The 9,625-nt window shown below is 65.2% G+C and carries 9 protein-coding genes and 1 pseudogene; 6 read left to right on the top strand and 4 right to left on the bottom strand.

The window, feature by feature from the left end; translation table 11 throughout:
- Both F1735_RS36995 and F1735_RS31200 read left to right on the top strand, forming a co-directional pair.
- A pseudogene (locus F1735_RS36995) lies at positions 1-126 on the top strand (IS630 family transposase); the annotation flags it as partial.
- Positions 110-1,381, top strand: a complete 1,272-nt coding sequence (locus F1735_RS31200; protein ID WP_167240612.1) for a hypothetical protein — start codon at positions 110-112, stop codon at positions 1,379-1,381. The pseudogene F1735_RS36995 and the gene F1735_RS31200, both read left to right, overlap by 17 nt.
- A 90-nt stretch (positions 1,382-1,471) precedes the next feature.
- Here the strand turns inward: F1735_RS31200 and F1735_RS31205 are convergent, their stop codons facing one another.
- Positions 1,472-2,641: a PQQ-dependent sugar dehydrogenase gene (locus tag F1735_RS31205; RefSeq protein ID WP_167240614.1), complete on the bottom strand. Its 1,170-nt coding sequence runs from the start codon at positions 2,639-2,641 to the stop codon at positions 1,472-1,474.
- Between the two features lie 158 nt (positions 2,642-2,799).
- Positions 2,800-4,290, bottom strand: a complete 1,491-nt coding sequence (locus tag F1735_RS31210; RefSeq protein WP_167240615.1) for a choice-of-anchor Q domain-containing protein — start codon at positions 4,288-4,290, stop codon at positions 2,800-2,802.
- A 198-nt stretch (positions 4,291-4,488) separates the two neighbouring features.
- Here F1735_RS31210 and F1735_RS31215 point away from each other — a divergent pair, with 198 nt between their 5' ends.
- The 3 genes from F1735_RS31215 (at position 4,489) to F1735_RS31225 (ending at position 6,098) form a co-directional block, all read left to right on the top strand.
- Positions 4,489-4,860, top strand: a complete 372-nt coding sequence (locus tag F1735_RS31215; protein WP_167240617.1) for a DUF1566 domain-containing protein — start codon at positions 4,489-4,491, stop codon at positions 4,858-4,860.
- Positions 4,861-4,960: 100 nt separating this feature from the next.
- Positions 4,961-5,152, top strand: a complete 192-nt coding sequence (locus F1735_RS31220) for a Thivi_2564 family membrane protein (RefSeq protein ID WP_126073335.1) — start codon at positions 4,961-4,963, stop codon at positions 5,150-5,152.
- A gap of 94 nt (positions 5,153-5,246) precedes the next feature.
- Positions 5,247-6,098 (top strand): MBL fold metallo-hydrolase, encoded by an 852-nt coding sequence (locus tag F1735_RS31225; RefSeq protein WP_167240619.1) that lies wholly within the window; start codon positions 5,247-5,249, stop codon positions 6,096-6,098.
- Between the two features lie 21 nt (positions 6,099-6,119).
- On the opposite strand, the gene F1735_RS31230 is transcribed toward F1735_RS31225, so the two are convergent.
- Both F1735_RS31230 and F1735_RS31235 read right to left on the bottom strand, forming a co-directional pair.
- Positions 6,120-7,556 carry a M20/M25/M40 family metallo-hydrolase gene (locus F1735_RS31230; protein ID WP_167240621.1) on the bottom strand — a complete coding sequence of 479 codons (1,437 nt, stop codon included), beginning with the start codon at positions 7,554-7,556 and terminating at the stop codon, positions 6,120-6,122.
- Between the two features lie 94 nt (positions 7,557-7,650).
- Positions 7,651-8,784 (bottom strand): metallophosphoesterase, encoded by a 1,134-nt coding sequence (locus tag F1735_RS31235; RefSeq protein ID WP_167240623.1) that lies wholly within the window; start codon positions 8,782-8,784, stop codon positions 7,651-7,653.
- A 358-nt stretch (positions 8,785-9,142) separates the two neighbouring features.
- On the opposite strand from F1735_RS31235, the gene F1735_RS31240 reads away from it, so the two are divergent.
- Positions 9,143-9,391, top strand: a complete 249-nt coding sequence (locus tag F1735_RS31240; protein ID WP_167240625.1) for a hypothetical protein — start codon at positions 9,143-9,145, stop codon at positions 9,389-9,391.
- Positions 9,392-9,625 lie beyond the last annotated feature (234 nt).

The following is a 9,625-nucleotide window of genomic DNA, read 5'->3' on the forward strand; positions in this document are numbered from 1 at the left end:
TATGTCGCGCACCACAATGCCAATCCGAAGCCATTTATTTGGACAGCAACTGCGCGCGATATCCTGCAAAAGGTAATTCGCGCCAACAGCCGCTTAAGCGGCAAACAGAATGCAACACTACACTAGCGGCGCCAGCGCCGCCGCGCAAGGCGCGCACGGCATGCCGGGCGCGAGCATGAGAAGCCAGCCGGCGGCCGGCGCCGCCGTCCAGGGCGATATCCCCGGCGCCCAGGCGCTGGCGCTGCAAGCCGGCCCGCGCAAGCCCAGCTCGGGGCCGGTCGTGGCATGGGGTCCGAACCGGCTCGACGTGTTCACGCTCGGCACCAACCGCGGCATGTATCACAAATGGTGGAACGGCGCGAGCTGGAACCCGTCCGTGACCAGCTACGAATTCATGGGCGGGGTCGGCACCAGCATGCCGCAGGCCATCTCGACCCAGCCCAACCGGCTCGACCTGTTTGTCACAGGCACCGACAGCGCCCTGTATCACAAGAATTTCAACGGCAGCGCCTGGGTACCGTCGCTGACCGGCTACACCAACCTGGGCGGCGTGTGCATCGGCGACCCGCGCGCCATCTCGTGGGGTCCCAACCGGCTCGACGTGTTCGTGCTCGGCACCGACCGTGCGCTGTATCACAAGTGGCGCAGCGGCTCGACCTGGGGACCGTCGCTGACCGGTTATGAAAACATGGGCGGCATCATCATGGAGCAGCCCGAAGTCGTCTCCTGGGGACCGAACCGGCTCGACCTGTTCGTCATCGGCACCGACCGCGCGCTGTATCACAAGTGGTGGGACGGCAGCAACTGGGGGCCGTCGCTGACCGGCTACGAACGCCTGGGCGGCGTCTGCACCTCGGCCCCGCGCGCGGTAGCATGGGGCAACAACCGCCTCGACGTGTTCGTCACCGGCACGGATGGCGCGCTGTATCACAAGTGGTGGAACGGCAGCCAGTGGCTGCCCGCCGGGAACAACCTGGAACGCCTCGGCGGCGTGTGCATCGGCAACCCCGAAGCGGTGTCGTGGGGACCGAACCGGCTCGACGTGTTTGTGGTCGGCACCGACAGCGCGCTGTATCACAAATGGTGGGACGGCAGCAACTGGGGGCCGTCGCTGACGGGCTTCGAAGGCATGGGCGGCATCCTGTCCTCGCAAGCACACGTGGTGTCGTGGGCGGCCAACCGTCTCGATGTGTTCGCTACCGGGTCGGACAGCGCGCTGTATCACAAGTGGTGGGACGGCAGCAACTGGGGGCCGTCGCTGACCGGTTACGAATTCATGGGCGGCACCATTCAATCGTTTGGCCAGACGCCGGTGGGCGCGTCCGACGCCCTCAATTCGTCGGGACAGGCGGCGCAGCTGAACGACGATACGGATAGCTGACGCCGCCTGCGGCGGCACCGGCAAATCCCGCTTTGCCAGCACGTCAAGCCCACGCATGCGTGGGCTTTTCATTTCTTCATCGGATGGCGCTTACTGCGGCACGATGCGCAGCAACTGGCCCTTGTCTTCGTCGGTGATGACGTACAGATGCCCGTCAGGTCCCTGGCGCACATCGCGCACGCGCTTGCCGATCAGCAGGCGTTCTTGCGACACCACATGCGCGTCCTTGTCGAGCACGATGCGGCGCACGTCGGTGGTGGCCAGGCCCCCGCTGAACAGGCTGCCGCGCCATTGCGGAAACTGGCTGCCGCTGTACTGCGCCAGGCCGGACGCGCCCGGCGACGGCACCCAGGCAATCCTGGGCTGCCTCATGCCGGGCACGAGCAACTGGCCGACCGGCTCGCCCGTGCGGTAATCGCGCCCGTAGCTTTGCAGCGGCCAGCCATAATTTTGGCCCCCTTCGATCAGGTTCAGTTCATCGCCGCCGCGTGGTCCGTGTTCGCTGGCCCACACGCGGCCATTGGCGTCGAGCGCCATGCCCTGGATATTGCGGTGGCCGTAACTCCAGATTTCGGGCAGCGCGCCCGGGCGCGTGGCCAGCGGATTGCCCGGCGCGGCCTTGCCGGCATCGGTCAGGCGCAGGATCGAACCGTTGTGGCTGGAAAGGTTCTGGGCCTGGTCGCGCGCCAGCATGCCGCCCACCTGCTGCGGTGGATTGCCGCCGTCGCCAATACTCATCAACAAGGTACCATCCTTCTGCCACAGCAGGCGCGAGCCGAAATGCTGGCCGCCGCTCTTGTCGGGCCGGGCGCGGAACAAGGTCTTGATGCCCTTCACGCGCTTGCCGTCGAACACGCCCTGCACCAGGGTGGTCCGGTTGGCTTCATCGGTGCCAGTGGCCATCGTCATGTAGATGCGCGGATTGGCCTTGTCGCCCGGATGGATGGCGATGTCGAGCAGGCCGCCCTGACCGTTGCTGAAGACCGGCGGCAAACCTTCCATCGGCACTTCCTCGAAGCGCTTGCCCTTGAGCATATACAGCTTGCCATTCTTGGTGCTCACCAGCAGTCGCCCGTCCGGCAACGAACCCATGGCCCAGGGATGGGACAAGCCTTCGCTTACCGTTTCCGCGCGCCAGCCTTTGGCGGCCGGCGCCGCATCGCTGGTGGGCCACTGCGCCAGTGCGGCGGGCGGCGCCAGCGCCGTCAGGGCGGCGGCGACGCAACAGGACAAGGGGCTGCGCAACAGGGTCGGCAACATGGGGGGGATCTCCTTCAACGATAGGGGTTTTCCCCGCATCGTAAGGGATCGCTGCCACATGCGCGCGCCCGGTGGTCGAACCGGGCGCGCCGTATTGACGATGCGCCAGCCGTCGCCGGCCAGTCGCATCGGGGGAGTTATCGCTGTTTTACAGGCAATCAGTGCTGATAGGCGCCGATGTCGAAACCGGTCGCCGCATTGCGTGGACGCTCAAGGAAGTCGTAGTCGAGCGCTTCGGTCGGGGTGCCGCGCCCGATCGCGGGCGAACTGCTGGACAGGCGCAGGTCCGGCGTGCCGCTGCGGCTGTAGGCCACGAACAGCGGTTCGGAACTGACGGTGCCGGTGTGGGTCAGGCCATTTTTGAGCTGCCAGTTGTAGGTCGCGTTCTTGAATACCAGGTTGTTGCGGTAAGTATTGTTTTTGCCCGTCTTGCCCTGCTCCGACACGCCCATCTTGTTGTCGTACACGATGTTGCTGTACACGGCGATGTAATCGGCCGGACCCCTGGAGTGATAGAAGTCGCCGCCGCCGACAATGATGCCGGTGTTCGAGGTCGTCACCGTATTGTTGGTGATGATCACGCGGTTGGCGTCGTGCCACAGGTGGATCGCGCCTTCGGCCACGCGGTAGACCACGTTGTTCTTCACGCTGCCCGAGGTGCTGATGTAGATGCCCTGCACGAAGCGGCAGCCGGCCGGGCCGATATCATGCACGAGGTTGCCGACGACGTCGGACTTGACGCCCTTGTAGTAGCTGTCCACGCCGATCGCCGAACCGCCGCCGCTGTTGCAAGCGACGCCCTTGGCGATGTCATGCACGTAATTGGCGCGGATCATGTCGTAGGAACCGCCATTGTAGATGCCGCCGGTCCACTTGCCACCCTTGCCGTTGACTTCGAAGCCGACGATGTCGACGTAGTTGCCGCGGTTATCCCAACCGGTCTTGCCGCTGGCACCGGAAGCGACGATCTTCGCGCCCCATTTGCTGGTCGAGACGAAATAGATGCGCGCCGAAGCGGCGCCGCTGACGGTGGTCTTGATGCCGCCGGCGTAGGTGCCGGGCGCCACCAACACGGTGGTGCTGCCCCTGGTCGCGCGCGCAGCGCGGGCAATCGTCTTGAACGGCGCGGCGGCGCTGCCGGCGTTGCTGTCCTTGCCGTTCGGCGCCACGTAAAACTTGTAGGTCGTCGAGGGAATGACGGGAACCGCTTGCGCCGATACCGTCACCTCCGGGCCCTGGGGCGCGGTGGCGGCGGCCAGGGCGGCCGCATCGTTGGCGCCGTAGGCGCTGGCGCTGGCCGTGGCCGGCATGGCATCGCCGGCGCCGTAACCGATGAGGGCAAAATCTTTCTCGCTGTAATTGGATGGAGCGGCGTCCGCAGCCTGGGCGGCGCCGCCCGGGGCCGCAACCGTGCTTGCATCGGCCTGTTCGCCGTCGGCACGGCTGGCCATCAGCGCGTCGACCGGCGCCGCCTCGGCGCTGGCCCCTTCTGCGCTGACCATGTAGCCGGCCGTCTGCGTTTGTTGCTTAGCCTGGGACAAGTCCTGTTCGCCGCTGCCGCCGCCGCAAGCGGCAAGCAAGACCGTCATGCTGCTGCACAGCAACGCGTTGACACGGATTTCCGAAGCAAAAGTGACAAGTTTATTCATTACAGGTTCCTTACATTGTGACGTGAATGAACAAGGTTTGAGCGGGATCAAAGATTTAGGTTCAATGATTTGACAAAAGAATTTCTGTCAAGTATGAAAACCATATTTTTAGTTCCTCCATAGAAATCAAACACTTAAATGCAACTCGCGTGCGCCGGGCCGCTCTAAAGAACGTCAATTCACATCGATGGAGAACCTATGCGCGACTATACGAAGCTCAGGCACGCCCTTTGCGCCGGCGAGCACTACGCCGGCCTCATTCTCGGAAAGAACAATTGTCGCGACCACCATCTGGTACTGTTGCCGGATGAAGCGGCGGATGTGCCGTGGAGAATCGCCCGCGACTGGGCGCTGGCCTGCGGTGGGGAATTGCCGACGCGGCGCGAGCTGTCATTGCTCTACGCCAATCTGCATGAGCATTTCCAGCGCATGTGGTACTGGTCGTGCGAAACGCAGGAGCCGCGCGCGCACCTGGTGTGGGGGCAAAACTTCACGAGCGGCATCCAGACCATGTATGGCCGGCCATTCCGGGGGCGTGCCCGGGCCGTGCGCCGCGTGCTGGTCGACTGAGGGCTTATGTGCCCTACCGAACGGATCGACCGATGCTTTTCCGATATCGTCCGTTCTGTCGCACTACTTATCAATAACAACAGCCTTATTGGAAAACAAAATGAATATCCTCATCAGCCTCATCATCTACCTGGTCATCTTCGGATTGATCTGGTGGCTCGTCAGCATGCTGCCGCTGCCGGCTCCCGTTGCGCAGATCGTCCGCGTGCTGTTCATCATTCTCCTGATCCTGATCGTCCTGTCGGTCTTCGGAATCATTCCAGGCGGCTACCTGCCACGCCTGAACCTGTAGACGATACAACGTCAAGTGGCCCGGCCAGTTCCCAACGGAACCGCCGGGCTTTTTTACGTCCGCCGGAAACGCATGGCCGGCATATAATCTGGCAATGACGCAAGCACAGATCCAGGCCTTCTACGACGACAGCACCGCCACCGTCACCTATGTGGTCCACGCCGGTCCCGGCACGCCATGCGCGATCATCGATCCGGTACACGATTTCGATCCCACGTCGGGACGCACGTCCACCGCGTCGGCCGAGCGGGTCATCGACTTCGTGCGCGCGCAGGCGCTCACGGTGGCCTGGCTGCTCGAAACCCACGCCCACGCCGACCACCTGTCGGCGGCGCCCTTCCTGGCCGCGCAACTGGGCGGGCGCACCGCCATCGGCGCCGGCATCCGCACCGTGCAGCGCGCCTTTGCGGCGCTGTTCGCCGATGCCGGCGAAGCATGCCGCTTCAACCACCTGTTCGCGCCCGACGAAGACTTCGCCATCGGCGAGCTGCAAGCGCGCGCGCTGCACGTGCCGGGGCACACGCCGGCCGACATGGCGTACCAAATCGGCGACGCCGTGTTTGTGGGCGATACCTTGTTCATGCCGGATGTGGGTACGGCGCGCTGCGACTTCCCCGGCGGCAGCGCGGCCATGCTGTACCGGTCGGTGCGCCGCATCCTGGCGCTGGCCCCGTGTACGCGCCTGTTCATGTGCCACGACTATCCGCCCGAAGGGCGCGCGCCGGCCTGGGAAACCACCGTCGCCGCCCAGCGCGCACAGAATATCCACGTGCATGACGGCGTGAGCGAAGCCGACTTCGTGGCCATGCGCACGCGGCGCGACGCCACCCTGGCCATGCCGACCCTGATCCTGCCGGCGATCCAGGTCAACCTCAACGCCGGCCAACTGCCGGCGCCGGAGGCGAACGGGGTGCGTTACCTGAAGATTCCGCTCGACGCCTTCTGAGGCGCCTCCACCGCCTGCCGCTTACTCCTTTACGGCGTCGACCCAGCGCGCCACCGGCTTGTCGGTATTGGCCAGGAACCAGGTGGTGGCGGCCATCACCGCCACATGGCGGCGCAGGTTTTCCGGATCGACCTTGTCGAGCGTATCGGCCGCCGAATGGTGGTAGTGGAAGTAGTTGGCGGTGTCGATCAGCGGCGCAAAACTCGGCACGCCGGCCTGTTCCAGTTCGTGCAGGTCGCCGCTGCCGAGAGCATCGCTGCGCTGGAAGGCGCCGGCGCCCATCGGTTCGAGTGCGGCCTGCAGCGGCGCGAACAGCGCCACGTCGCGCGCGAGCACGCTGGCGCGCAGCCCGAACGGGCGCCCCGCACCGCTGTCGCTCTCGATCGCGGCAATCTGCTTGCCCACCGCCGCCTTGTTCGCTTCAAAATAAGCCTGCGCACCGCGCCCGCCGTTTTCTTCGTTGGCCCAGGCGATCACGCGGATCGTGCGGCGCGGCCGGTAGTCGAGTTTTTTCAGCGTGTCGATCACCGCCATCGCGCTGGCCACGCCGGCACCGTCGTCGTTGGCGCCGGTGGCCAGGTCCCACGAATCGAGGTGGCCCGAAACGATCACGATTTCGTCGGCCTTGTCGGTGCCGGGCAAGTCGGCAATGACGTTGAAACTGTCGGCGTCGGGCAGCGTTTGCGGAGTGAGCGTCAGGCGCATGGACAACGGCCCGCGCGCGGCCAGGCGCACCATCAGCATCGCGTCTTCGGCGCTGACGGCGGCCGCCGGCATGCGCGCGCCGTCGCGCATGCCGCTGTTGCCGGTGTGCGGCAGGCGGAAGTCGGCCCCGCCGACCGAGCGCACCAGCGCCGCCGCCGCGCCCATCTCGGCCGCCATGCGCGGCCCGCCCACGCGGTACTTCGCGCCCTGGCGATAGGCTTGCGACGCCTGGCCGCGCTCGGCCATGCCCTGGTCGAAGGCGACGTCGAACAGCACGATGCGCCCTTTCACCTCGGCGCCGCGCGCCTTGAGCTCATCGAAACTGCGCACCACGATCACCGGCGCCACCAGGCCGGCCGCCGGGGTGGCCGAGGAGCCGCCCAGGGCGGTGAGCACCACGCGCTGGGTCACGCCGGCCGGGCGCCCGCGAAAGTCCACCAGTTCGCCCTTTTCTTCGCCGCGCACCCAGTGCGGCACCTTGACCGGTTGCAGCGTGACGGTGGCGCCCAGCTTGCGCATGGCGTCGGCCACCTGGGTCACGGCGGCGGCGGCGCCGGCCGATCCGGACAGGCGCGGGCCGATCAGGTCCGTCATGTCGGCCAGGCGTTCGTAGGCCCAGTCGCTTTTGAGCGCGCTGTCGCGGATGGCCGCCAGCGCGGCGGGGTCGTTACCGGGAGCGGCGGCCAGCGCGCCGCCACTGATCATGCTGGCGGCGAGAAGGGACAACACAGGCTGATGGTACGTGCGTGACATGCGGTCAATCCTTGAAGATGGCAAAAGGATGGCAACGATAGCGCATTTGCGCCATCCGTGCCGGAGGACGTCACGCTCAAGGTTCGACCGGCCATCAAGCAGCCACCAGGCGCACCCGCGTGATTTCGGACGGCGCCCCGAAGCGCTTGGGCGGTCCCCAGTAGCCGGTGCCGCGACTGGTGTACACCCACAGATCGCGCATGCGGTTCAGGCCTGCGGTAAACGGCTGCTGCAAGGGCACGAACAGGTTCCACGGGAAGAACTGGCCGCCGTGCGTGTGGCCCGACAGTTGCAGGTGAAAGCCGGCGTCCGCCGCCGCCGGGGCGCTGCGCGGCTGGTGCGCGAGCAGGATGCGCACGCTCACGTGATCGGGGGCGCCGGCCGCCGCCGCGCGCGGATTGCTGCGGTGCGATTCGTTGAAGTGGTGCGCGGTGAAGTCGGTCACGCCGGCGATCATCAGGGCCGCGTCGCCGCGCTCGCACACCACGTGCTGGTTCATCAGCACCGTCAGGCCCAGGCGGCGCATCTCGGCGATCCATTCGTCGGCGCCGGAATAGTATTCGTGGTTGCCGGTGACGAAAAACGCGCCGTCGCGGGCCGCCAGGCGCCCCAGCGGATCGGTATGAGCGCGCAGGCGCCGCACGCTGCCGTCGACCGCGTCGCCGGTTATCGCAATGGCGTCGGGCTTGAGCGCATTGACCCTGGTGACGATGGCGTTCAGGTAGCCGCGCTTGATGGTCTGACCCACATGCAGGTCGGAGATCTGGACGATCGTGTAGCCGTGCAGCGCGGCCGGCAGGCCGGCGATCGGCACATCCACCTCGACTACCCGCGCCACCCGGCGCGCGTTGACCAGGCCAATCAGGGTCACGCCCAGCGCCACCAGCGGCACCGCAATGGCCGTGCCGCGCACGACCGGCTGGCCGGCGGCGCCGAACACGGTCAGCACCAGCAGCGCCACGTCGCGCAGCACCGTCAGTACCAGCAGGGAGGAGAACAAACCCATGGTCAGCATGCCAGCCCACGCCAGCTGGTCGGACCAGCGCCAGCGCTTGAAGCGCACCGACAACAGCCCGGCCGGCATCAGCAAGGTCGATGCGGCCAGCAGCGCGACCGCCACCGCCACGCCGGGCGGCCCCGGATCGATGGCCGGCACCAGGCGCATGCCTATATACAGATGCAATATTGACAGGAGTGCCAGTACGATGAAAACGGCGCGCGCGGGCATGGGCTGGTCCGGGAAGAAGGGGTAACCGGTTGCAGATGGGGCAGCGCACGCCTTACGCAAGGGGAAAGATGGCACCGCCACCAGGGCACTGCTATGAATGCGCTTGATTGGATGCCTTGTAGACGGTCTGAAAATCAGGTTCGTTCTGCACCATTGATGCAAGGCAACCGGAGCAGATCTGCGGGAGAGGAGGAAGCACACCCCCGCCAGTTGCCGCTCCTCAAACGTCCCTCCCATAGTCGCTAGTAGCCGCCCTGAGTGACTCCTGCGTTTATTGCGTCAAACACGGGGCACAGAGGTGGGTTTTTGCGCTTGGCCCCGGAAAAGCGCATAATTGGGCAAGCTACAGAAGCCCAGCATGAAACCGAAACGCCTCACCAAACTGGAATTTGTCGTTACCTCACCACCTGGGAAGGACGACTCTGGTACTGCGGACATCGAAAACGCCTATCCCCGAGTGCTTGGCGGCAGGGCCATCAAGCAGCTGAATTTGCCGGCCCAGTTCCTCTCTGCCCCTACCAAGAAGCGCCCGTCGGGAACGGTGGTGCCATCCAACATGGCCGAAGTCAGGACAATATTAGCCACGCGGAAGTCAAAACCTGGTTAAGTTCAATGTAACTGAAGAAACAGGGTTTTTAAGCTCACTTCAGTATCTGGGATCGCCTTGCTCGGGAAGTCGGGGGCGACATACCAGATTGCGGCCACGGGTCCATATGAGCCTCTTGCAAAACTAGCGGAACGGATGAAAATTGCTTGGCAGCGCAAGCGAAAAGGTGGGAGTGGGCGCCCATTTCTGGCATGATTTAGTTCTAACGCTTAATCAAAACGCCCACACCATGAA

The sequence above is a fragment of the Massilia genomosp. 1 genome, assembly GCF_011682185.1.
In the GTDB taxonomy this organism is placed as follows: domain Bacteria; phylum Pseudomonadota; class Gammaproteobacteria; order Burkholderiales; family Burkholderiaceae_D; genus Telluria_A; species Telluria_A rubra.

Coding starts and splice junctions, on each gene's coding strand:
- F1735_RS31200 (WP_167240612.1), top strand. CDS start 110: ATGCAACACTACACTAGCGGCGCCAGCGCCGCCGCGCAAGGCGCGCAC.
- F1735_RS31205 (WP_167240614.1), bottom strand. CDS start 2,641: ATGTTGCCGACCCTGTTGCGCAGCCCCTTGTCCTGTTGCGTCGCCGCC.
- F1735_RS31210 (WP_167240615.1), bottom strand. CDS start 4,290: ATGAATAAACTTGTCACTTTTGCTTCGGAAATCCGTGTCAACGCGTTG.
- F1735_RS31215 (WP_167240617.1), top strand. CDS start 4,489: ATGCGCGACTATACGAAGCTCAGGCACGCCCTTTGCGCCGGCGAGCAC.
- F1735_RS31220 (WP_126073335.1), top strand. CDS start 4,961: ATGAATATCCTCATCAGCCTCATCATCTACCTGGTCATCTTCGGATTG.
- F1735_RS31225 (WP_167240619.1), top strand. CDS start 5,247: ATGACGCAAGCACAGATCCAGGCCTTCTACGACGACAGCACCGCCACC.
- F1735_RS31230 (WP_167240621.1), bottom strand. CDS start 7,556: ATGTCACGCACGTACCATCAGCCTGTGTTGTCCCTTCTCGCCGCCAGC.
- F1735_RS31235 (WP_167240623.1), bottom strand. CDS start 8,784: ATGCCCGCGCGCGCCGTTTTCATCGTACTGGCACTCCTGTCAATATTG.
- F1735_RS31240 (WP_167240625.1), top strand. CDS start 9,143: ATGAAACCGAAACGCCTCACCAAACTGGAATTTGTCGTTACCTCACCA.